Genomic DNA, 22,541 nt, shown 5'->3' with positions numbered 1-22,541 from the left:
GGAGCACCTTTTGAGTGAGCAGTCCCGTCACCGTCCCGCCAAGCCGTACCGCCGCCCCAAGAAGGACCCCGTGCGGATCCTCGCCTTCGAGGCGCTGCGGGCCGTCGACGAGAGGGACGCGTACGCCAACCTCGTCCTGCCGCCGCTGCTGAAGAAGGCGCGCGAGAAGGACGACTTCGACGGGCGGGACGCGGCGCTCGCGACGGAGCTCGTCTACGGGACGCTGCGCCGCCAGGGCACCTACGACGCGATTATCGCGGCCTGTATCGACCGGCCGCTGCGCGAGGTCGACCCGCCGGTGCTGGACGTCCTCGCGCTCGGCGCGCACCAGCTGCTGGGAACGCGCATCCCCACGCACGCGGCCGTCTCCGCGAGCGTGGAACTGGCGAGGGTGGTCCTCGGCGACGGGCGGGCGAAGTTCGTGAACGCCGTGCTCCGCAAGATCTCGCAGCACGACATGGACGCCTGGCTCGAGCGGGTCGCCCCGCCCTACGACGAGGACGCGGAGGACCATCTGGCGGTCGTCCACTCGCACCCCCGGTGGATCGTCTCCGCCCTGTGGGACTCGCTCGGCGGCGGCCGCGCCGGCATCGAGGACCTGCTGGAGGCCGACAACGAGCGGCCCGAGGTGACGCTCGTGGCGCGGCCGGGGCGTTCGACCACCGGCGAGCTGACGGACGTGCTGGGCGCGGACTCCGTCCTGCCCGGCCGCTGGTCCCCGTACGCCGTCCGGCTGGCCGAGGGCGGCGAGCCCGGCGCCATCGAAGCCGTGCGGGACGGCCGCGCGGGCGTCCAGGACGAAGGCAGCCAGCTGGTGGCGATCGCCCTCGCCGACGCGCCGCTGGAAGGCAGCGACGAGCGCTGGCTCGACGGGTGCGCGGGGCCCGGCGGCAAGGCGGCGCTCCTCGGTGCGCTCGCCGCCGGCCGTGGCGCGTCCCTGCTGGCCGCCGAGAAGCAGCCGCACCGCGCCCGGCTGGTGGAGCGGGCACTCGCCGGCAATCCGGGGCCGTACCAGGTGGTCGCGGCCGACGGCACGCGCCCGCCGTGGCGTGAGGGCGTGTTCGACCGGGTGCTGGTCGACGTCCCGTGCTCGGGGCTCGGCGCGCTGCGCCGCCGTCCCGAAGCCCGCTGGCGCCGCCGCCCGTCGGACCTCGAGGGCTTCGCCCCGCTCCAACGGGAGCTGCTGCGTGAGGCACTGAAGGCCGTACGGGTCGGCGGAGTGGTGGGGTACGCGACCTGTTCGCCGCATCTCGCCGAGACACGTGTCGTCGTGGACGACGTCCTGCGCGGCCGCGGCGGCCCGGCCGTCGAGGCGGAGTGGGTGGACGCCCGCCCGCTGATGCCCGGAGTCCCGGCTCTCGGCGACGGCCCCGACGTCCAGCTGTGGCCGCATCTGCACGGCACGGACGCGATGTACCTGGCGCTGCTGCGGCGCACCGCCTAGCCTTCCCCGGCCGCGGCCCGGCTCACGACCGCGGGGCCGCGTGTCGGGCGTCCTCGCGGGACAGCCCGTGGGGCCACCACACCTTCGGGCCCACGTCCAGGAAAAGCGACGTGACCAGGACGGAGCGGACGACGAAGGTGTCCAGCAGGACGCCCAGGGCCACCGCGAAGCCGATCTCGGCGAACGCGACCATGGGCAGCGTCCCGAGGGCGGCGAACGTACCCGCGAGGACCAGACCGGCCGAGGTGATCACCGCGCCGGTCGCGGCGAGGCCGGTGACCACGCCGGGCGCGGTGCCCTGCCGCCGGGCCTCCTCACGGATACGGGTCGTGAGGAAGATGTTGTAGTCGATGCCCAGTGCCACCAGGAACACGAAGACGAACAGCGGGAAGTCCGTCGACTCGCCCGTAAAGTCGAAGAGGTACCGGAAGGCGAGTGCGCTCAGCCCGAGCGCGGCGGCGAACGACAGAACCACGGTGCCGATCAGCAGCAGCGGCGCGACCAGGGCTCTCAGCAGCACCATCAGGATCAGCAGCACCACCAGCAGCACCAGCGGGATGATCAGGATGTTGTCGTGGGTCGTCGCGGCGTCCATGTCGAGCAGCGCCGCCGTGCCACCGCCCACCTGCGCGTCCGCGGCGGGGACGGCGTGCACGGCGTCCCTGACCTGCTCGACGGTGTCCTTGGCGGCCTGGCTGTCGGCGGGATCCTCCAGCGTGGCCTCGAACAGCACCCGGCCCTCGTGCACGGGAGCGGTGCCGGGCGGCAGCCCGAGCGACGTGGGCACCACACCGGGCGTCGCGGCCACCGCCTCGCCCACCTGACGGGCCTGCCCCGCGTTGCTGATGACCACCAGGGGGTCGCCGCTGCCCGCCGGGAAGTACCTGGCCTGAACCTCCTGGCCGGTGATCGAGTCGGGCTTGCCGGTGAAGGAATCGGCGTTGCTGATGCCCTCCGCCCGCAGCTGCGTGAGACCCAGGGCGCACACCGCGAGAGCGACCGCCGTGGCGCCCCACACCGCCCGCGGCCGACGGGAGATCGACCGTCCCGTCCGGGCCCAGAAGCCGCGCTCGGTGGGCTCGGGGGAGCCCAGGTGCGGGACCACCGGCCAGAAGATCCAGCGGCCGAAGATCACCAGGAGTGCGGGGAACAGCGTCAGCATGGCGACGAGGGCGACGGCGACGCCGATCGCGGCGACGGGACCGAGACCGCGCGTGGAGTTCATCTCCGCCACCACCAGTACGAGCATGCCGAGGATCACCGTCGCACCGCTGGCGAGCACCGCCGGCCCCGCCCGGTGCAGGGCCAGCGCCATCGCCTCGTGCCGGTCCTCGTGGCGGCGCAGCTCCTCCCGGTAGCGGGCCACCAGCAACAGGGCGTAGTCGGTGCCCGCTCCGAACACGAGGACGGTCAGGATGCCCGCGCTCTGGCCGTTGACCGTCAGATCGGCATGCTCGGCCATCAGGTAGATCACGGCCTGAGCGGCGCCGAGGGCCGCGATCACCGAGAAGAGCGGGACCAGCAGAAGCGTCGGACTGCGGTAGGTGATCAGCAGCATCACGATCACGACGGCCATCGCCGAGAACAGCAGCGTCGAATCGATGCCCTCGAAAACCTCGGAGAAGTCGGCCGCGGTGCCGCCGGGCCCGGTGACGTGCACCGACAGGCCGTCGCCGCCGGTGCCCGTCTCCGCGCGGATCGAGTCGACGGCCGGGGCGATCCGCTCCCAGCCCTCCTCGTCCATGGTGATCGGTACGAAGACCTGGGCGGCCCGCGGATCCGCCGGCCGGTCGAAGACCGGGCCGCGGGTCTCGGCGCCGCGCACCCCGTGGTCGCGCAACTCCTTGACGGCCGCGATGTCCGCGCTGATCCGCTCGCGGTCGGCGGCGGTGAGACCGTCCTCGCGCGCGTAGACGACGATCGCGGGGATCACCTCGGGCCGGAAGTCCTCCGCCTCGGTCAGGACCTGGGTGGACTCGGCGCGACCCGGCAGCCAGGAGGAAGCGTCGTTGTCCTGTGCGTCCGAGAGCTTCTGCGCCAGGGGGAAGGCCAGCACGATGACCGCGAGCCACAGGACCAGCACGATCCACTTGCTGCGCCGTCCGCAGACGAGGTGCGCGAATCCCTTTCCGGCCGCCCCCGGGGATGCCGTGTCGTGTTGCGCGTCCGCCATGACGCTCCCGTATCTGCCGCTGCGGGGGACCGAATCGCCGGGATTGCGGGGGGCTGGGCCGGTCCGGTGTGTCGTTGGTCCATACCGAGTGCCGTCCCGGGGAGGGGAACTGCCCGGGGACATGGCAGTCTTGGCGCATGGCCGTTCAGATCAACCCCAGTATCCTCTCCGCGGACTTCTCGCGCCTGGCGGAAGAGGCCAAGGCCGTCGAGGGTGCCGACTGGCTCCACGTCGACGTGATGGACAACCACTTCGTGCCCAACCTCACCCTGGGCGTGCCGGTCGTCGAGTCGCTCGCCAGGGCGACGGACACCCCGCTGGACTGCCACCTGATGATCGAGGATCCCGACCGATGGGCTCCCCAGTACATCGAGGCGGGGGCCGGGTCCGTCACCTTCCACGTCGAGGCCGCCGCCGCGCCCGTGCGCCTGGCCCGCGAGATCCGGGCGAAGGGCGCGCGGGCCTCGATGGCCCTCCGGCCCGCCACCCCGATCGAGCCGTACGAGGATCTGCTCCCCGAACTCGACATGCTCCTGATCATGACCGTGGAGCCGGGCTTCGGCGGTCAGGCGTTCCTCGACATCATGCTGCCGAAGATCCGCCGCACCCGGGAGCTCATCTCCAAGCACGGCCTCCAGCTGTGGCTGCAGGTCGACGGAGGGGTGTCGGCGTCGACCATCGAGCAGTGCGCGGAGGCGGGCGCCGACGTGTTCGTGGCGGGCTCCGCGGTCTACGGCGCGGACGATCCGGCGGCGGCGGTGCGGAAACTTCGTGACCAGGCGGCGGCGGTGACCGCTTCCGCCGCCTGGGCGTGCGGGCACTGAACCGTGCCCGCGCTTGTTCAACCGATGTTGGCCCGGCAGGGCTGATCAAGGGCGCACGGATCTGACAGGATGGCGGATCCGGAGTGTGTACAGCGGCAAGTTTGTACGGCATGAACAGCAGTGAGGAGATCGCGGTGTCTGCTAGGTCGGCGGGACGGTCTGCCCTGCGGATGGGGCCCGCTGAGCTTGTGCAGGCGGCGGCCATGGCCCGTCGCTTCTACCTCGAGGGCAAGTCCAAGATCCAGATCGCCGAGGAGTTCGGCGTCAGCCGCTTCAAGGTCGCCAGGGTCCTGGAGACCGCTCTCGAGCGTGATCTCGTGCGCATCGAGATTCGCGTGCCCGCCGAGCTGGACGCCGAGCGCTCCGACGCGCTGCGCGCCCACTTCGGGCTCCGGCACGCGGTCGTCGTGGAGTCGCCCGCGGAGGGCGCGGACGAGTCGCCCGACCCGGAGAACCTGGGCGAGGTCGCCGCCGATCTGCTCGGCGAGCTGGTGGCCGAGGGCGACGTGCTGGGCCTCGCGTGGGGCCGGTCCACCATTCACATGGCCGCGGCCCTCGACCGGCTGCCGCCGTGCACGGTCGTCCAGCTCACCGGTGTGTACGACGCGGGCACCGCGGAGCGCGGCTCCGTCGAGGCGGTACGAAGAGCGGCCCAGGTGTCCGGCGGCGAGGCGCACCCCATCTACGCCCCGATGCTGCTGCCCGACCCCGCGACGGCCGCGGCGCTGCGCCATCAGACGGGCATCGCGCGGGCCTTCGACTACTTCGACAAGGTCACCGTCGCCTGTGTCTCGATCGGCTCCTGGGAGCCCGGCATCTCCACCGTCCACGACATGCTCTCCGACGAGGAGCGCGCCCACTACGCCTCCCTCGGTGTGGCCGCCGAGATGTCCGCCCACCTCTTCGACACCCAGGGCCGCAGGGTCGGCCGCGACCTGGGAGAGCGCTGCATCACCGTCGAGGCCGACCGGCTGCGCCGCATTCCCGAGGTGGTGGCCATCGCGGGCGGCCCGCGCAAGGCGGAGGCGATCGGGGCCGTGCTCCGCTCAGGACTGGTCACCAGCCTTGTGACGGACACGGCGGCGGCCGACCTGCTGCTGACCGCGGCGCCCGGCCCGCGCCCGGCGCTGGAGCGCGCCGACCCGGACGACTGAGCGGCAGCGGGCCCGGGTCCGCTGCCGAACGCCTTGGTGCGATCACACCAAGGCACCCCTTCTGACCTGGACGATTGTCCTGAGCGGTTCCGGGGTGCCGGCATGGGAGAATGAAGTACGTGCGATTTCCTCCGGCTGCATCGCCGGGGGGCCGACTCCGATCGACTGGGATGTTAAGCACGTGCGTTTCCTCAACGACATCAAGCCGCCGTACGACCTGACGTACGACGATGTGTTCATGGTGCCGAGCCGCTCGGCCGTCGGTTCGCGGCAGGGCGTGGACCTCTCCTCCCCTGACGGGACCGGCACGACGGTGCCGCTGGTCGTGGCCAACATGACCGCCATCGCCGGCCGCCGGATGGCCGAGACCGTCGCCCGCCGCGGCGGACTCGTCGTCATCCCCCAGGACATCCCGATCGACGTCGTCACCGACGTCATCTCCTGGGTGAAGACCCGCCACCACGTGCTGGACACCCCGATCGTGCTGGTCCCGCACCAGACCGTCGCCGATGCCCTGTCGCTGCTGCCGAAGCGGGCACACGGCGCGGGCGTCGTCGTGGACGAGGAGCGCCGGCCCGTCGGCATCGTCACCGACCACGACCTGGCCGGGGTCGACCGGTTCACCCAGCTGTCCGAGGTCATGTCCAAGGACCTGCTGCTCCTCGACGCGGACATCGACCCCCGCGAGGCGTTCAACACCCTCGACGGCGCCAACCGGCGCTACGCGCCCGCCGTGGACGGCTCCGGCAGGCTCGCCGGTGTGCTTACCCGCAAGGGCGCACTGCGCGCGACGCTGTACACCCCCGCGGTCGACGCCGCCGGCCGGCTGCGGATCGCCGCGGCCGTCGGCATCAACGGTGATGTGGCGGGCAAGGCCAAGCAGCTGCTCGACGCGGGCGTCGACACGCTGGTCGTCGACACCGCGCACGGCCACCAGGAGTCGATGATCAGCGCCGTCAAGGCCGTTCGCGCCCTCGACCCGCAGGTGCCGATCGTCGCCGGCAACGTCGTCGCGGCGGAAGGCGTGCGCGACCTGATCGAGGCCGGCGCGGACATCGTCAAGGTCGGTGTGGGCCCCGGCGCCATGTGCACCACCCGCATGATGACCGGTGTGGGCCGGCCGCAGTTCTCGGCCGTCCTGGAATGCGCCGCGGAGGCGAAGAAGTTCGGCAAGCACGTCTGGGCGGACGGCGGCGTCCGCCACCCGCGCGACGTGGCGATGGCGCTGGCCGCGGGTGCGTCCAACGTCATGATCGGCTCATGGTTCGCCGGCACGTACGAGTCCCCGGGCGACCTTCAGCAGGCCCCCGACGGTCGGTTCTACAAGGAGTCCTTCGGCATGGCGTCGAAGCGCGCCGTGCGCAACCGCACCAGCGAGGAGTCTGCGTACGACCGTGCCCGTAAGGGCCTGTTCGAAGAGGGGATCTCGCACTCGCGGATGTTCCTCGACGCGAGCCGTCCCGGTGTCGAGGACCTGATCGACTCGATCATCGCGGGCGTCCGGTCCTCGTGCACGTACGCCGGCGCGGGCTCCCTGGAGGAGTTCGCGGAGAAGGCGATCGTCGGCATTCAGAGCGCGGCCGGTTACGCGGAGGGCAAGCCCCTGCACGCCAGCTGGAACTGACCCGCAGTCAAGTGGTCCGGCCCTCCCAGGACGTGGGGGGCCGGACCTTGTCGGTTTTCGGCCAACTCGACTTTGTACGCATGCGGCACGGCGTCGCGGGTAGGCGCGCTGTCGCACTGACATCGGAGCAGGGGAGGACGAAGTGTCCACGGCGAGCACGGTCCCGACCGAACTCACGCGGCCTGAAGCGCAGCGCCCGGAAATCGTGGAGCTGGGGCTTCCGGAAGTGGAGAACCCGGGGGAGGTTGCACCCAAGGACGCACGTGAGATCTCGAAGACCTTCTTCGTGCGGCTGGCCTCACTTGAGGAGGGCACCCACGAATACCAATACGTGCGCAACACCCTGATCGAGCTCAACCTGGCCCTCGTGAAGTACGCCGCGGGCCGGTTCCGCAACCGCGCGGAGCAGATGGAGGACATCATCCAGGTCGGCACGATCGGCCTGATCAAGGCGATCGACCGCTTCGAGCTGAGCCGGGAGGTGGAGTTCGCGACGTTCGCCGTCCCGTACATCATCGGTGAGATCAAGCGCTTCTTCCGTGACACCAGTTGGGCCGTGCACGTCCCGCGGCGGCTGCAGGAACTGAGGATCGACCTCGCCAAGGCCGTCGACGAGCTCTCGCAGAAGCTCGACCACACACCCACCACGGCCGAACTCGCGGAACACCTCGGGATGGACGAGGAAGAGATCATCGAGGGCGTGGTCGCGAGCAACGGTTACACGGCCGGCTCGATCGACATGCCGATGGACGACGCCTCCGACCACGGGGCCGTGCCGCTGTCCGACCGGCTGGGCGCACCGGACGCCGAGCTGGAGATCGCGGAGAACGTGCAGGCGCTCAAGCCGCTGATCGAGGAGCTCGACGAGCGCGACCGGCGCATCCTTCAGATGCGGTTCGGTGAGGAGATGACGCAGTCGGAGATCGGCGCGGAGCTCGGCGTCTCCCAGATGCATGTCTCCCGGCTGCTGTCGCGGATCACCGGACGGCTGCGTGAAGGACTCCTCGTCGTGGAGTGACCTCTGCGGTACACGGCGGGCGGCCACGGCCGCCCGCCGTGTACCGCGCCAGGGTCAGGGTCCCTCGAAGGCCCGGACCCTCAGGAGATCGGAGCCCCCCACGGGAGAAGCGGCGTCCTGTCCGCCAGGACGCCGCTTTCCGGCCCGTCGTGCGCATCGGGTCCGCCGTGGCGTCCGGCCCGTCGTGCGCATCCGGTCCGTCCTGTACGCGTCCGCTCCGTCGTGCGCGTCGGATCCGTGCTGTGCGAGGGCCTCAGGTCGCCGGTGGCGGGTGCGGGAGGGAAGAGGGAGCGGCGGTCAGCAGCCGGCCGTGGCGGGGCGCGCCCATGTCGCCCGGATGCTCTTGCCGTGGGGGACCTGACGGACCTCCACGCAGCCGGCGAGCCGCTGCACCATGTGCCATCCGAAGCCGCCGCCGCCAGCGAGGTCCGGCTGCCGGGGGACCGGTGGCAGCGGGCTGGAGTCGTCCATCTGGACGACCAGGGTGTCGTGTCCGACCGTCAGACGCAGCCGCCACCAGCCGGCGGTGTGGCGCACGGCGTTGGTGACCAGTTCGGAGACGACGAGCAGCACCGCGTCGGCGTCGGCCCACGCGCAGTGCTGCAGCAGGAACTCCGCGGTGGCCGTACGGGCGCCCGCGCTGTGCCTGCTCTCCTGATGGGGCGATTCCTCGATCACCACCTGCGGCTGTGCGTTCATCACCGCTCGCATACCCAGAAGTCGCGCGAGTATCAACCCCGCGCACCGGTATCTCACACAACGACGGGAGCGCCAGGGTTTCCGGCGGTTCGGGCGTGGCCGGGCCGAGGTCGGTCATGACACTCCTGTTTCACCGGAGCGCAATGTTTCCCCGCGGCTCCCGTCAGCGCGCAATGATCGTCCGCCGATGCGCAACAACGGTGCATTACGGCTGTGAGCAGCGGACTCGTAGGCTCGACCCCCGTACCAGGAGTGGCGGTGACCGTCTGCTCGGCGGTTCCCCCACCCATGCGCGGGCTTCTTCTGCCTGCCCGCGGGCCGCCGTCGGGCCGCCCCGCCGAGCCGCAGCGATGAAGGAGCCGACGACGTGCTGGACCAAGGCGCAGCGCCACCGACGACCGAGCCGTCGAACGGAAGGAGCCGGGGGACCGGCGCCCGGCTGATGAGAAGGAAGCCGGTCGAGCGGCTGGTCGCGGAGGGCGGGCAGGGCGAGGGCGGTGCGCTGCGCCGTTCGCTGTCCATGTGGCAGCTGACCATGATCAGCATTGGTGCCACGCTCGGCACCGGCATCTTCGTCGTGCTCGGCGAGGCGGTCCCCGAGGCGGGCCCCGCCGTCACCGTCTCGTTCGTGATCGCCGGTCTGACGGCGCTCTTCTCGGCCCTCTCGTACGCGGAGCTGGCCGGCACCATCCCGGTCTCCGGATCGTCCTACTCGTACGCCTACGCCACGATGGGCGAGCTCGTCGCCTGGGTCTGCGGCTGGTGTCTCATCCTCGAGTACGGGGTCTCCGTCGCCGCCGTGGCGGTCGGCTGGGGCGAGTACCTCAACGAACTCCTCGCAGGCACCATCGGCGTCACCATCCCGGAGGCCCTGTCGGCGCCGCCCGGCGACGGCGGGTTCTTCAACCTGCCCGCCCTCCTCGTCGTGCTGCTCGCCATGGTGTTCCTGCTCGGCGGGGCCCGCGAGAGCGCCCGCGCCAACACCGTCATGGTCGTGGTGAAGATCGCCGCACTCGTGCTGTTCTGCGCCGTCGGCGTCCAGGGCTTCCGCAGCGGGAACTACGAGAACTTCATGCCGCTGGGCATGGCGGGCGTCAGCGCCGCCGGAGCGTCGCTGTTCTTCTCGTACATCGGCTTCGACGCCGCCTCCACGGCCGGCGAGGAGGCCAAGAACCCTCAGCGTGACCTGCCGCGCGCCATCATGCTGTCCCTCCTGATCGTCACCGCGCTGTACGTGCTGGTCGCCGCCGTCGCCGTCGGCGCCCGCCCCTGGAAGGGCTTCGGCGAGTCCGAGGCCGCGCTCGCCGGGATCATGGAGGACGTCACCGGGCAGAGCTTCTGGGCCGTGCTGCTCGCCGCGGGCGCCGTCATCGCCATCGCCAGCGTCGTGCTGACGGTGCTGTACGGGCAGACCCGCATCCTGTTCGCCATGTCGCGCGACGGTCTGGTGCCCAAGGTGTTCTCCCGGGTGCACGCCAAGAGCGGTGCTCCCCGGGCCAACACGGTGATCGTCTCGCTGTTCTGCGGCGTGCTCGCCGCCGCCGTGCCGCTGGGCCGGCTGGCCGACGCCACGAGCATCGGCACCCTGTTCGCGTTCGCGCTCGTCAACGTGGCCGTCGTCGTGCTGCGCCGGACCCGCCCGGACATGAAGCGGACCTTCCGGGTGCCGCTGTCGCCGCTCTTCCCGGTGATCGGCTTCGGGTTCTGCGTGTGGATGATGTTCAGCCTCGACACCATCACCTGGATCGTGTTCGGCGTCTGGATGGCGGTGGGCCTGGCCGTCTACTTCGGCTACGGCATGCGCAGGTCCGCACTGCGGTGAGGCCGCGCCGGGGACCCGCGCCCGTATCCCTGATGGATACTGTCTTGACCAGGGAGCCGCTGCTCCCCGGCACGGACCGAGCATGGTGTGAAAGTTGCTGAACGACCTCGACGAGCGCATCGTCCATGCCCTGGCGGAGGACGCCCGCCGCTCCTACGCGGACATCGGCTCGATGGTGGGGCTCTCCGCCCCGGCGGTGAAACGACGGGTGGACCGGCTGCGCGCGGAAGGCGCCATCACCGGTTTCACCGTGCGGGTCGACCCGAAGGCGCTCGGCTGGGCGACCGAGGGGTTCATCGAGATCTTCTGCAGCCGCAACACCTCTCCCGAGGCGATCGAGCGCGGCCTCAAGCGCTACCCGGAGATCGCGTCCGCCTCCACCGTCACCGGTGAGGCGGACGCGATCGTCCAGGTCTTCGCCTCCGACATGCGCCACTTCGAGCGGGTGCTCGAACGCATCGCGGGCGAGCCCTTCGTGGAGCGCACCAAGTCGGTCCTGGTGCTCTCCCCGCTGCTGCGGCGGTTCTCCTCCGGCGCTCCCGCGTAACGCCCGCGGCTCCCCGGGGCGGCCCGGCTTCCCGGGGCCGCCCCGAGGAGCGATCCCGCTGGTGAGCGCGGTGCCGGGGACAGCCGGAGGTGACCGGAGCGCGACGCACGGTGGCCTGTCGGGGTGTCCCGCAGCACCGGCTGTCGGGCCGCGCAACGAATCGCCGGATCAGGCCGGAACGACGCAACACATCGACCGTCCGCGCGCAACGCTCGCGCCTTGTCCCGGCCGATCGCCGGACCGTACCTTCGTAGACGTCTCCCGTTCACCCGTCCCATGCCCGAGGTCACCCATGCCCCTGCGCACCGCCCTGCTCCAGAGTTCCGGCCGTCCGGGCTCGGTCGCGGAGAACCTGAAGGTGCTCGACGAGGCCGCGGGCCGGGCCGCGGAGGCCGGTGCGGGGCTGCTCGTCTGCCCCGAGATGTTCCTCACCGGATACGCGATCGGGGACGACGTGCCGATGCTGGCCGAGCGGGCTGACGGGCCCGGCGCGCTCGCCGTCGCCGACATCGCCGTACGCCACGGCATCGCGGTGCTCTACGGCTACCCCGAGCGGGCGGACGAGGGCAGCGGCACGGCCGGCGACACGGGCACGATCCACAACTCCGCCCAGCTGATCGACGCGTCCGGGCAGCGTCTCGCGAACTACCGCAAGACGCACCTCTTCGGCTGCTTCGAGCAGCGATGGTTCACACCGGGCGAGGAGACCGTCGTCCAGGCCGAACTCGACGGCATCCGCGTCGGCATGCTGATCTGCTACGACGTGGAGTTCCCCGAGAACGTCCGCGCCCACGCCCTGGCCGGCACCGACCTGCTGCTGGTCCCCACCGCGCAGATGCACCCCTTCCAGTTCGTCGCCGAATCCCTGGTCCCGGTCCGCGCCTTCGAGAGCCAGATGTACGTCGCGTACGTCAACAGGACCGGCCCGGAAGGCGAGTTCGAGTTCGTCGGCCTCAGCTGCCTCGCCGCCCCCGACGGGACGGTGCGCACCCGCGCCGGCCGCGGGGAGGAGCTCGTCATCGGCGAGGTCGACCCCGAGCTGCTCACCGCGTCGCGCGAGAACAACCCGTACCTGCGTGACCGGCGGCCCGGCCTGTACGGCTCGCTGACCTGACGCCCGCCGGCCCCCGCCCCACCGCCCCACCGCTTCGCCTTTCCCCGCAAGGAGTCCGTACCCCATGACGTCCACGGTGCCCACCACCGCCGTCCAGCACAGCGACGCGCAGCCGCCGATCACCATGTTCGGTCCGGACTTCCCCTACGCCTACGACGACTTCCTCGCGCACCCCGCGGGCCTGGGTCAGATACCGGCGACCGAGCACGGCGCCGAGGTCGCGGTCATCGGCGGCGGTCTCTCCGGCATCGTCGCCGCGTACGAGCTGATGAAGATGGGCCTGAGGCCCGTCGTCTACGAGGCCGACCAGATCGGCGGCCGGCTGCGCACCGTCGGCTTCGAGGGCACCGGCACGGACGAGCTGACCGCCGAGATGGGCGCGATGCGCTTCCCGCCCTCCTCCACGGCGCTTCAGCACTACATCGACCTCGTGGGCCTGACCACCCGGCCGTTCCCCAACCCGCTCGCCCCCTCCACCCCGTCGACCGTCGTCGACCTCAAGGGCGAGTCGCACTACGCGGAGACCATCGACGACCTGCCGCAGGTCTACCGCGACGTGATGAACGCCTGGAACGCCTGCCTGGAGGAGGGCGCCGACTTCTCCGACATGAACCAGGCCATGCGCGAGCGCGACGTCCCGCGCATCCGCGAGATCTGGGCCAAGCTCGTCGAGAAGCTCGACAACCAGACCTTCTACGGCTTCCTGTGCGACTCGGAGGCCTTCAAGTCCTTCCGGCACCGGGAGATCTTCGGCCAGGTCGGCTTCGGCACCGGCGGCTGGGACACCGATTTCCCCAACTCCATCCTGGAGATCCTGCGGGTCGTCTACTCGGAGGCCGACGACCACCACCGCGGCATCGTCGAGGGCAGCCAGCAGCTGCCGCTGCGCCTGTGGGAGCGCGAGCCGCAGAAGATCGTCCACTGGCCGCTCGGCACGTCGCTGTCGTCGCTGCACGACGGCGCCCCCCGCCCGGCGGTGACCCGGCTGTCCCGCACGGCGGGCAACCGCATCACGGTCACCGACGCGGCCGGCGACATCCGCACCTACCGGGCGGCGATCTTCACCGCCCAGTCCTGGATGCTGCTGTCCAAGATCGCCTGTGACGACGCGCTGTTCCCCATCGACCACTGGACGGCGATGGAGCGCACCCACTACATGGAGTCCTCCAAGCTGTTCGTGCCGGTGGACCGGCCGTTCTGGCTGGACAAGGACGAGATCACCGGACGCGACCGCATGTCGATGACGCTGACCGACCGGATGACCCGCGGCACGTACCTGCTGGACAACGGCCCGGACAAGCCGGCCGTCATCTGCTTGTCGTACACCTGGTGCGACGACAGCCTGAAGTGGCTGCCGCTGTCCGCGAACGAGCGGATGGAGGTCATGCTGAAGTCGCTGGGAGAGATCTACCCGAACGTCGACATCCGCAGCCACATCATCGGCAACCCGGTGACCGTGTCGTGGGAGAACGAGCCGTACTTCATGGGCGCGTTCAAGGCCAACCTGCCGGGCCACTACCGCTACCAGCGCCGGCTGTTCACCCACTTCATGCAGGACCGGCTGCCCGAGGACAAGCGCGGCATCTTCCTCGCCGGTGACGACATCTCGTGGACGGCCGGCTGGGCCGAGGGCGCCGTGCAGACTGCGCTCAACGCCGTGTGGGGCGTGATGGCCCACTTCGGCGGCGCGACCGACCCGTCCAACCCGGGCCCGGGCGACCTCTACGACGAGATCGCGCCGGTCGAACTGCCGGAGGACTGAGGCCCGGGCCTCAGCGCCAGGGCGTCAGCAGACAGCGCCCGACCAGGCCGACACCGGCGTCCAGACGCTCGGTGAACTCCTCGGCCAGGTCGGGCAGGTCCCGCAGTCCCCACAGCAGCCGTGCCGCCGACCAGGCGCTGTCGCGGGCCCGTTCGAGGCTCCACGCGCCGACCAGGTGGGTCAGCGGATCGGCGATCTCGAGCAGGTCGGGGCCGGGCATCAGATCCTCGCGAATGTGCTCCTCCAGGTGCACGAGGATGTCGCCGACACGGTCGAACCCGCTTTCCAGGTCGGCCGGTTCACGGCCGAGCGCACGACAGGTGTCCACGACGGCGAGGGCCAGGTCGTGCCCGATGTGGGCGTTGATCCCGGCGAGCGCGAACTGCAGCGGCCGTACACCGGGATGGCGGCGGTACTGGAACAACGGCCGCCAGCACGCGGGCGGCCGCCGGCCCTCTGCCGAGTCCTCCACGGCCGCCAGATAGCGGCGGGCGAAGAGCACGGCGAGCGCGTCGGCGGCCGCCCGGTCGGTGAAGTGCCCGGCCTCGGCGTGCCGGCCGAACTCCTCCGTGACCGCGAGATAGACCCGGTTGAACACCGCGATCCCGTCGCCCGGGGGCAGGGTGGAACGCAGCGAGCGCATCCGCTCCACCACGGACCCGACCGGGGAAGGACCGTGGGCCGCCCGCACCGCGAACTGTTCCGTCTGCGCCATGGGGGCCAGGGTCCCAGCCCCGGGCGCGTCCGCGCGGTGACGGGCCGGGGCTTCCCCGGAAAGAGGGACGTTTCCGCAGTGACTACCGGCCGGTCGTCGGACCGTCCGGCGTCCCCGCGGCCTCGGGGGCCCCGGAACCGGCGTCGTACGAGGAAGTGCCGGAGTCCAGCAGCGGCTCCTCGTCCTTCATCCGCTCCTTCATGTGGGCGGGGGCGAAGGCGCGCAGCACGTGGTAGCCGGTGATGACGACGATCGTGCCGAGCGCGATGCCGCCGAGCTCGAACGTGTCGGTGATCTTCAGGCTGACGCCGCCGACGCCGATGATGATGCCCGCCGCGGCCGGCACCAGGTTCAGCGGATTGCGCAGATCCACCTTCGCGTTGATCCAGATCTGCGCGCCGAGCAGGCCGATCATGCCGTAGAGGATCACGGTGATCCCGCCGAGGACTCCCCCGGGGATCGCCGCGACCACCGCGCCGAACTTGGGGCACAGGCCGAAGAGCAGGGCGAAGCCCGCGGCGGCCCAGTAGGCGGCCGTGGAGTAGACGCGGGTCGCGGCCATGACGCCGATGTTCTCGGAGTACGTGGTGTTCGGGGGCCCGCCGACGGCGGTGGACAGCATGGAGGCGGCGCCGTCGGCGGCGATCGCGGTGCCCAGCTTGTCGTCGAGGGGCTCGCCGGTCATCTCGCCGACGGCCTTGACGTGTCCCGCGTTCTCCGCGATGAGCGCGATCACCACGGGCAGGGCGACCAGGATCGCCGACCACTCGAAGCTCGGCGCGTGGAACGACGGCAGGCCGATCCAGTCGGCCTTGGCGACGCCGGACAGGTCGAGCCGCCAGTGGTCCACGGCCTCCGCGCCGCCGGCGGGGGAGTGGATCTTCCCGAAGACCCGGTCCAGCGCCCAGGACAGGACGTAACCGAAGATCAGGCCGAGGAAGATCGCGATGCGGGAGAAGAACCCGCGCAGGCACACCACGGCGAGGCCGGTGAAGAGCATGACCAGCAGCGCGGTCCACTGGTCCTGCGGCCAGTACGTCGACGCGGTCACCGGTGCGAGGTTGAACCCGATCAGCATGACGACCGCGCCGGTGACGATCGGAGGCATCGCGGCGTGGATGATCCGCGCCCCGAAGCGCTGCACCGCCAGGCCGGCGAGGAAGAGAGCGGCGCCGACGACCAGCACCGCGCCGGTCACGGTGGCGCTGTCGCCGCCGGAGGCCCGGATGGTGGCGGCCACACCGACGAAGGAGAGGGAGCAGCCGAGGTAGCTGGGCACCTTGCCGCGGGTCGCGAGCAGGAAGATCACGGTCGCGACGCCGGACATCATGATCGCGAGATTGGGGTCAAGGCCCATCAGCACCGGAGCGACGAAGCTCGCCCCGAACATGGCCACCACATGCTGGGCGCCGAGGCCCGCCGTACGCGGCCAGGACAGCCGCTCGTCGGGACGTACGACGGCACCGGGAGCGGGTGTCCGCCCGTCGCCGTGCAGGGTCCAGCGCACGCCGAGGTTCACGGGCCGCTCCACTTCGTGTAGACGTCAACGATCGGCGTAATGGTAGTGCCCCTTCCGGGCGGTCCTGACAGCCATGAGCGGGCGCTTAGGATGAGATGTTTTCGGCCAGCACTGCACAGGAGCCCCGACCGTGACCACGCAAGCCCCTCCGACCCCCGCCGCCCCGCTCGCCTCCGGCGTCGAGCACGGCGTGCTCGTCCCGGCGATCGTGCACTTCGACGACCTCGACGCGCTCGGGCTGCTCCACAACGCCCGGTACCCGCTGATGGTGGAGCGCGCCTGGGTGACGTACTGGCAGGAGCGCGGCTTCGCCTTCGAGGGCGACTGGGCAGCGGCCGGGGACGCCTGCAACGCCGTCAAGGAGCTGCGCATCGGCTACGAGCGCCCCGTGAACCGGACCGGCGACTACGCCGTTCACCTGTGGCTGGAAAGGCTCGGCCGTACCGGCCTCACCTACGGCTTCCGTTTCTGTTCCGCGGACGGCGCCGTGACCTACGCACAGGGTTTCCGGGTCCTCGTCAGGCTGGACCCGGAAACCATGCGGCCCGCGCCGTGGAGCGAGCGGTTCAGGGCCGCGGGTCGTGCACTGCTGGCGCCGGCGGAGTGACCTTCACGCTCTCCCGCCCGGCCGAGCGCAGCACACCGGCGCCCAGGACCAGACCGAGCGCGAGCGCCGTCACCAGGCCGAATGACACGACCAGGCTCGTCGCGTCGGCGACCGCGCCGATCGCCGACGGGGCGATCAGCCCCGAGGTGTAGGTGATGGTGGCGACACCGGCGATCGCCTGGCTCGGGTTCGGCCCGCTGCGTCCGGCCGCGGCGAAGGCCAGCGGCACGACCACGGCGACGCCGAAGCCGATCAGCGCGAAGCCGCACATCGCGACGGCCGGATGCGGTGCCAGGACCACGAGCAGTCCGCCGATCGTCGCGAGCACCCCGCCGACCCGCACGGTCCGCACAGGTCCGAAACGGTCGACGATCCGGTCGCCCGCCAGCCGTGCCACCGCCATCGTCAGCGCGAACGCCGTGGTCGACGCGGCCGCGAGACCCGGCGAGGTGTCCAGCACGTCACGCAGATAGACGGCCGACCAGTCCAGGCTTGCTCCCTCCGCGAACACCGCGCAGAACCCGATCGCGCCGATGATCAGCGCCGACTTCGGCGGCAGGGCGAACCGCGGCGGCGGCTCCTCGTCGGCGGAACTGCGCAGGTCCAGCACGCCCTGACAGGCGATCAGCCCGAGCACGGTCAGCGTCAGGGCCGCCAGGGTGTGGTGCAGGCGTGCGTCACTGCCCAGGTGGGCGGCGAGGGTGCCGCCTGCCGAGCCGATCAGCGCACCGGCGCTCCACATGCCGTGCAGCCCCGACATGATCGACCGGTCGAGACGGTTCTCCACTTCCACGCCCAGGGCGTTCATCGCCACGTCGGACATGCCGGCGGTGGCGCCGTAGACGAACAGTGCCGCGCACAGGGTGAGCAGGTTCGGGGCGAACGCCGGCAGGACCAGGCTCAGGGTCCACAGTGCCAGCAGTCCGCGTAGCGCCGTGCGCGCGCCGAAGCGGTGGGTGACGGCTCCGGCCAGCGGCATGGCCACGGACGCCCCGAGTGCCGGGAACGCCAGGGCGAGGCCCAGCTGACCGGCACTGACCCCGGCGTGGTCCTGAATCCAGGGGATCCGGGTCGCGAAGCTGCCGGTCACCGCGCCGTGCACACAGAAGACGGCGGCCACCGCGAAGCGGGCCCGCCGCAACTGGGGCAGCCCGACGGCCGTTCGGCTCGATGCGCTGGACATGCGTGTACCCCTCCCCGAGAACGTGAGCGGTAAACTATCAGGAACCCTGCCTGATAAATAGGCGTTATGCGTCTGGAAGGATTCCGGCATGCGCGCTTCACCGAGCACCGCCCGGGCCATCAACGATCGGCTCGCCCTGGAACTTCTCCAGCAAGAGGGCCCGTTGACGGCAGGACAGCTGAAGACGATGACCGGCCTCTCCCGGCCCACCGTCGCCGACCTCGTGGAGCGGTTGCAGGGCTCGGGGCTCATCCGGGTGGTCGGCGAGGCGGGCGCCGAACGGCGCGGACCGAACGCCCGCCTGTACGGGATCGTCGCCGACCGCGCACACCTCGCGGCGCTCGACGTGCGCACCGAGAGCGTGTCGGTCGTCGTCGCGGACCTGCTCGGGACGCGTCTCGCCGAAGCGTCCCTTCCGATCGGCGGCGACAGCGAACCCGGTCCCGTCGTGCAGCGTGCCGCGGCGCTGGTGGAGCGCACGTCCCGGAACGCCGGAGCCGCCGCGCTGCACAGCGTCTGCGTCGGCGCGCCCGGTCTCATCGACCCGGCGACCGGTGAACTCCGCGACACGACCGGCCTGCCGGCCTGGCACCGCATGCTGGTGGCGGCGCTCCAGCAGCGGCTGCCCGCCCGGGTGATCGTCGAGAACGAGACCAACCTCGCGGCCGTGGCCGAACAGCGCCTCGGCGCCGCGGGCGACCGCGACTCCTTCGCGTTCCTCTGGCTGGGGCAAGGGGTCGGCGCGGGGATCTTCCTCGACGGCCGGCTGAGGAGAGGGGCGTCCGGCGGGGCGGGCGAGATCGGCTTCCTGCCGGTGCCGGGCACGGCGGGCATACCCTCCGCCGTCGACTGCGCCGGCGGCTTCCACTCGCTGGCCGGGGCGGCGGCGATCCGTGAACTGGGGGAGCGCTACGGGCTCGTGGGGCCTACGGCGGCACGCATGGTGGCGGCGGCCGTCGCCGAGGACCGCGGCGACTTCCTCGACGCCCTCGCCGACCGCCTCGCCCTCGGCGCGGCGGCGGTCGCCGCGGTCCTGGACCCCGGATGCGTGGTCCTCGGCGGCGAGACCGGCCACGCGGGCGGCGAGGCGCTGGCATCGCGCGTCGAGTCGAGGGTGGCCACCCTGTCCCCGCTGCCCACTCAGGTCCGTGCCGGCGTCCTCGGCGACGACGCGGTCCTGAGCGGCGCGCTGCTGACGGCGGGGGATTCGGCGCGGGGGGAACTGTTCGGCTGACCGCCACCATGACCCGCACGGCCCTCGAGGCCGTTGCCGGTGGTGGTGGTGGTGGCGTCCCGGACCCCCCCGGGTCCGACGGCGGCAGCCGCAGCTCCCACCGCTGCATCCGGCCGGCCCCGAACTCGACCTCATGTCTCAGCCGGCCGGATCCGAAAGGAAGCAGCCAGGCGGCGGCAAGGGCCCGGCGGCGGCAAGGGCCGGTGACCGCCGCCGGGCTGCTCTGCGAGGGGTGATCAGCAGGTGCCGAGGTCCTGCCAGACACCCCACTCCCCGGTCGTACCGGGCTCCTCGCCCTTCGTCCACCACTTCGACTTCCACTGGTGCGACTTGTGGGAGACGGTCACCCCGCCCCCGTACTCGGACGTCGCGTTCCACGCCGGCGCGGTGCACGCCCCGGGCGTGCCCGGCTCCGAGGGGGACGGGGACGGCGAGGGGGAGGAGCCGGAACCGGGCTCGACCAGCTTCGTGCCGCGGCCCAGGTCACCGGCGAGGGCGTACGCCGTGCCGGCGATGTTCACGGTCCAGTTCGACGGGGTCGAGACCGGCAGGTAGTAGTTGAAGGACAGCTCGACCGAGCCGCCGGGGGCCAGCGACTGCCAGGCCGGGAGCTTCAGCGACACCCGGTGGAAGTCGCCCTTCAGGCCGCCGATGTTGCCGCCGGTGTGATCGCTCTTGATCACCTTGGTGCCGAAGCCGGACTGGTCGGAGGCATTGGCCGGGGCGGCGGTCGCGTAGTCGAACTGGAACTCCGTGCCGCCGGGCAGCGTGGCCGAGGTGTTGTTGGTGATCTTCAGCTTGGGCGTGATCGGGTAGTTGGAGTCGCCCAGCTTGAACTCGGTGAAGTCCACCGCGATGTCGACCGCGTCGGTGGGCAGCGGTGTGTTGGACTTCTTCGCCCCGTACGGAGCGGCCGACTTGAACTTCTCGTACATCGACGTGGTCAGCGTGTCGCCGATCTCGTACTGGCCCTTCGCCGCGTTCCAGTCGTAGTCGCCCGCGAGTTCCCAGACCATCGTGCCGCCGATGCCCCGGTCGACCACGTAGTCCGCCTTCGCGGCCACCGACTGCTCGTCCTCGGTGGAGAGGAAGACCTTCTTCTCGGCGTTCCACAGCCAGGGCGCGACCAGCGTGGAGTCGTACTTGCGAACGTAGGCGCCGGTCAGCCGGGTGTCCGCGGGGAAGCCGTACTGCGTGACGTAGTCGCCGACGATCCCCTTCTCCAGGTTCTTGGCGTGCCACATCGGGTTGGAACCCGCCGGGGACTCCTTGCCGTTGTCGTCCTTGTCGTGCCACAGGTTGTCGATGCCGACGGCGCCGTCACCACACTTGGTGAGGCCGGAGCCGGCCGGGCAGGAGACCGCGGCGGCCTTGCCCCACAGGCCGTCCGTGCCGCCCTGCACGTTCTTGTGGCCGCGGGTGTAGTACGGCAGGCCGATGTTGATGCGGCCGGCCGGCATGGAGCCCCGGAAGTAGTGGTAGGCCCAGTCGGTGTTGAGGTAGCCGATGCCGCCGTACTGCGCGCTGCCGTAGACGTTCGCCGAGGCCAGTTCGGCGTCCTTGCCGTCGTCGAAGAGCGAGGCGTTCGGGCCGACGTACTCGTTCCACGCGCCGTGCAGGTCGTACGACATGATGTTGACGTAGTCCAGGTACTTCTGGACCTGGAAGGTCTCCATGCCGCGCAGCAGGTAGCCGGACGAGGGCGCCGCGACGGTGAGCATGTAGTGCTTGCCGTCCGCCGCGCCGGCCCGGTCGAGCTTCTCGCGCAGGGTCTTCATCAGCGCCGCGTAGCCCTTGTTGAGCCCGCCCCGGCGGGCGTTGGAGACGGGGAAGTCGGCAGGGTGGCCGGCGTCCTTCATCGAGGTCGGGTACTCGTAGTCGATGTCGACGCCGTTGAAGCCGTACTTCTTGATGAAGGCGACGGCGGAGTCGGCGAAGGTGTTGATCCCCGCCTGGTTGACCGAGCCGTCGGCGTTGGTGGCCATCGAGTAGAAGCCGCCCGAGTTCACCCGCACGCCGTTGTCGTCGAAGTAGCCGCCGGTCTCCGCCCAGCCGCCGACGGAGATCAGCGTCTTCACGTCCGGGTGCTGCTTCTTGAACTTGTTGAGCAGGTTGAAGTGGCCCTTGTACGGCAGAGCCGGGTCCATCTCCGCCCCGGCCACTCCCGGCCAGGTCATCCCCGTTGCGGCGTTCTTCTCCCCGTCCGTGCCGACCGAGAGCTTGTTGGACGCGTCGATGTGGCCGAAGGCGTAGTTGATGTGGGTGACCTTGTCCCACGGGATGTCGGACGCGAGGTAGGCAGGCTGACCGTTCTTGCCGGTGCGCCAGCCTGTGAAGTAGCCGATGACCCGGCGCTGGTGGTCCGCGCCCATCTTCTCGCGGCCCTCGGTGTCGTAGACCGAGCAGTACGGGACGTCGACGCCGGGGGTGGCTTGGAGCCCGTCGGGCCGGCAGTTCTCCTGCGACGCGGCGTGGGAGACGCCGGGGGAGAGCGTGCCGGCCAGCAGCGCGGCTGCGGCGGCGCCGGCTGCGAGCAGGGACGCCCCGGCTCTGGTACGGGTGGGGGACTGCACGATCAGTTCCTCCTGGTGGGGATCCCCCTGCATGGCCCGCCAGGAGCGCAGGGGGGTTCGGCCTCGCACAACTGACAGATGGGGCAAAGGGGTTGGCCCTGGTGTGCGCACACCGGTGGGCCTGGTCCGCGGAGGTGTCGCAGACATTAAGAGGACTAGACCAGTGCGTCAATAGGTCTGGACCATTAAGGTTCGGGCATGACGGCGGGTGACGCCGTGTGCCCGTATGTGAGCGAGTCCACAGGCATCACCCGCATGGCTCACCGCCGGCCGTGGCACACTGGCCCTGTATCAGCAGCAGCGCACTCCGGGGTCGGTGCAATTCCGAACCGGCGGTTACAGTCCGCGACCCGTCCGCAGCCAGCGGCCGGTTGACCAGGTGAGATTCCTGGACCGACGGTTAAAGTCCGGATGGGAGGCAGTGCGCGGCGGATGGCACCGTCAGGTGCGTCGGCCGTCTGTCGATCGCCGTGCACGACGCGGCGATCGCCGTTCAGGCATCGGCGTCCCCCTGTGGTGTTCCTCCGCT

Annotated in this window: 17 protein-coding genes and 1 riboswitch; of the genes, 11 read left to right on the top strand and 6 right to left on the bottom strand. The window is 71.0% G+C overall.

Annotated elements, in window-relative coordinates; all coding sequences use genetic code 11:
• Positions 1-10: 10 nt before the first annotated feature.
• Positions 11-1,444: an RsmB/NOP family class I SAM-dependent RNA methyltransferase gene (locus ACTMTU_RS22265; RefSeq protein ID WP_441265267.1), complete on the top strand. Its 1,434-nt coding sequence runs from the start codon at positions 11-13 to the stop codon at positions 1,442-1,444.
• 22 nt (positions 1,445-1,466) lie between these two features.
• On the opposite strand, the gene ACTMTU_RS22260 is transcribed toward ACTMTU_RS22265, so the two are convergent.
• Positions 1,467-3,617 carry an MMPL family transporter gene (locus ACTMTU_RS22260; RefSeq protein WP_441265266.1) on the bottom strand — a complete coding sequence of 717 codons (2,151 nt, stop codon included), beginning with the start codon at positions 3,615-3,617 and terminating at the stop codon, positions 1,467-1,469.
• A gap of 137 nt (positions 3,618-3,754) precedes the next feature.
• Between ACTMTU_RS22260 and rpe the strand changes: the two genes are divergently transcribed.
• The 4 genes from rpe (at position 3,755) to ACTMTU_RS22240 (ending at position 8,237) form a co-directional block, all read left to right on the top strand.
• Positions 3,755-4,441, top strand: coding sequence for a ribulose-phosphate 3-epimerase (rpe, locus tag ACTMTU_RS22255; RefSeq protein WP_441265265.1), 687 nt, complete (start codon positions 3,755-3,757; stop codon positions 4,439-4,441).
• A 110-nt stretch (positions 4,442-4,551) separates the two neighbouring features.
• A complete protein-coding gene (locus ACTMTU_RS22250) occupies positions 4,552-5,595 on the top strand; it encodes a sugar-binding transcriptional regulator (RefSeq protein WP_005319937.1) in 1,044 nt (347 codons plus the stop codon).
• Positions 5,596-5,776: 181 nt separating this feature from the next.
• Positions 5,777-7,219, top strand: coding sequence for a GuaB1 family IMP dehydrogenase-related protein (locus ACTMTU_RS22245; RefSeq protein WP_189473635.1), 1,443 nt, complete (start codon positions 5,777-5,779; stop codon positions 7,217-7,219).
• Positions 7,220-7,361: 142 nt separating this feature from the next.
• Positions 7,362-8,237, top strand: coding sequence for an RNA polymerase sigma factor SigF (locus ACTMTU_RS22240; RefSeq protein ID WP_441265264.1), 876 nt, complete (start codon positions 7,362-7,364; stop codon positions 8,235-8,237).
• Between the two features lie 297 nt (positions 8,238-8,534).
• Here the strand turns inward: ACTMTU_RS22240 and ACTMTU_RS22235 are convergent, their stop codons facing one another.
• Complete coding sequence (locus ACTMTU_RS22235; protein ID WP_441265263.1) at positions 8,535-8,936, bottom strand: ATP-binding protein; 402 nt, start codon at positions 8,934-8,936, stop codon at positions 8,535-8,537.
• Between the two features lie 367 nt (positions 8,937-9,303).
• Here ACTMTU_RS22235 and ACTMTU_RS22230 point away from each other — a divergent pair, with 367 nt between their 5' ends.
• The 4 genes from ACTMTU_RS22230 (at position 9,304) to ACTMTU_RS22215 (ending at position 14,181) form a co-directional block, all read left to right on the top strand.
• On the top strand, positions 9,304-10,758 hold the full coding sequence (locus ACTMTU_RS22230) for an amino acid permease (RefSeq protein WP_441265262.1): 1,455 nt from the start codon (positions 9,304-9,306) through the stop codon (positions 10,756-10,758).
• A 94-nt stretch (positions 10,759-10,852) separates the two neighbouring features.
• A complete protein-coding gene (locus ACTMTU_RS22225; protein ID WP_005319952.1) occupies positions 10,853-11,305 on the top strand; it encodes an Lrp/AsnC family transcriptional regulator in 453 nt (150 codons plus the stop codon).
• A gap of 292 nt (positions 11,306-11,597) precedes the next feature.
• Entirely contained in the window at positions 11,598-12,419 is an 822-nt protein-coding gene (locus ACTMTU_RS22220; protein ID WP_441265261.1) for a carbon-nitrogen hydrolase family protein, read from the top strand.
• Between the two features lie 64 nt (positions 12,420-12,483).
• On the top strand, positions 12,484-14,181 hold the full coding sequence (locus tag ACTMTU_RS22215) for a flavin monoamine oxidase family protein (protein ID WP_441265260.1): 1,698 nt from the start codon (positions 12,484-12,486) through the stop codon (positions 14,179-14,181).
• A gap of 10 nt (positions 14,182-14,191) precedes the next feature.
• Here the strand turns inward: ACTMTU_RS22215 and ACTMTU_RS22210 are convergent, their stop codons facing one another.
• Both ACTMTU_RS22210 and ACTMTU_RS22205 read right to left on the bottom strand, forming a co-directional pair.
• A complete protein-coding gene (locus tag ACTMTU_RS22210; RefSeq protein WP_441265259.1) occupies positions 14,192-14,896 on the bottom strand; it encodes a DUF5995 family protein in 705 nt (234 codons plus the stop codon).
• An 82-nt stretch (positions 14,897-14,978) separates the two neighbouring features.
• Positions 14,979-16,415 carry a uracil-xanthine permease family protein gene (locus ACTMTU_RS22205; RefSeq protein ID WP_441265258.1) on the bottom strand — a complete coding sequence of 479 codons (1,437 nt, stop codon included), beginning with the start codon at positions 16,413-16,415 and terminating at the stop codon, positions 14,979-14,981.
• A 130-nt stretch (positions 16,416-16,545) separates the two neighbouring features.
• Between ACTMTU_RS22205 and ACTMTU_RS22200 the strand changes: the two genes are divergently transcribed.
• On the top strand, positions 16,546-17,022 hold the full coding sequence (locus ACTMTU_RS22200) for an acyl-CoA thioesterase (RefSeq protein ID WP_441265257.1): 477 nt from the start codon (positions 16,546-16,548) through the stop codon (positions 17,020-17,022).
• Here the strand turns inward: ACTMTU_RS22200 and ACTMTU_RS22195 are convergent.
• Complete coding sequence (locus ACTMTU_RS22195; protein WP_441265256.1) at positions 16,982-18,205, bottom strand: MFS transporter; 1,224 nt, start codon at positions 18,203-18,205, stop codon at positions 16,982-16,984. The genes ACTMTU_RS22200 and ACTMTU_RS22195 overlap by 41 nt on opposite strands.
• A gap of 88 nt (positions 18,206-18,293) precedes the next feature.
• Between ACTMTU_RS22195 and ACTMTU_RS22190 the strand changes: the two genes are divergently transcribed.
• A complete protein-coding gene (locus ACTMTU_RS22190; protein ID WP_441265255.1) occupies positions 18,294-19,439 on the top strand; it encodes an ROK family transcriptional regulator in 1,146 nt (381 codons plus the stop codon).
• Positions 19,440-19,675: 236 nt separating this feature from the next.
• On the opposite strand, the gene ACTMTU_RS22185 is transcribed toward ACTMTU_RS22190, so the two are convergent.
• Entirely contained in the window at positions 19,676-22,045 is a 2,370-nt protein-coding gene (locus tag ACTMTU_RS22185; RefSeq protein ID WP_441265254.1) for a chitinase C-terminal domain-containing protein, read from the bottom strand.
• Between the two features lie 265 nt (positions 22,046-22,310).
• Positions 22,311-22,441, top strand: a riboswitch (FMN riboswitch).
• Positions 22,442-22,541: the final 100 nt, after the last annotated feature.

This window comes from Streptomyces sp. OZ13, from assembly GCF_052068155.1.
Lineage (GTDB): Bacteria > Actinomycetota > Actinomycetes > Streptomycetales > Streptomycetaceae > Streptomyces.
This window is presented reverse-complemented; position numbering and strand designations above follow the sequence as displayed.

What these genes read in the sequence shown, in the direction of transcription:
- ACTMTU_RS22195 (WP_441265256.1), bottom strand. Translation starts at nt 18,205, where the DNA reads ATGTCCAGCGCATCGAGCCGAACGGCCGTCGGGCTGCCCCAGTTGCGG.
- ACTMTU_RS22215 (WP_441265260.1), top strand. Translation starts at nt 12,484, where the DNA reads ATGACGTCCACGGTGCCCACCACCGCCGTCCAGCACAGCGACGCGCAG.
- ACTMTU_RS22220 (WP_441265261.1), top strand. Translation starts at nt 11,598, where the DNA reads ATGCCCCTGCGCACCGCCCTGCTCCAGAGTTCCGGCCGTCCGGGCTCG.
- ACTMTU_RS22210 (WP_441265259.1), bottom strand. Translation starts at nt 14,896, where the DNA reads ATGGCGCAGACGGAACAGTTCGCGGTGCGGGCGGCCCACGGTCCTTCC.
- ACTMTU_RS22250 (WP_005319937.1), top strand. Translation starts at nt 4,552, where the DNA reads ATGAACAGCAGTGAGGAGATCGCGGTGTCTGCTAGGTCGGCGGGACGG.
- ACTMTU_RS22235 (WP_441265263.1), bottom strand. Translation starts at nt 8,936, where the DNA reads ATGAACGCACAGCCGCAGGTGGTGATCGAGGAATCGCCCCATCAGGAG.
- ACTMTU_RS22260 (WP_441265266.1), bottom strand. Translation starts at nt 3,617, where the DNA reads ATGGCGGACGCGCAACACGACACGGCATCCCCGGGGGCGGCCGGAAAG.
- ACTMTU_RS22185 (WP_441265254.1), bottom strand. Translation starts at nt 22,045, where the DNA reads ATGCAGGGGGATCCCCACCAGGAGGAACTGATCGTGCAGTCCCCCACC.
- ACTMTU_RS22190 (WP_441265255.1), top strand. Translation starts at nt 18,294, where the DNA reads ATGCGCGCTTCACCGAGCACCGCCCGGGCCATCAACGATCGGCTCGCC.
- rpe (WP_441265265.1), top strand. Translation starts at nt 3,755, where the DNA reads ATGGCCGTTCAGATCAACCCCAGTATCCTCTCCGCGGACTTCTCGCGC.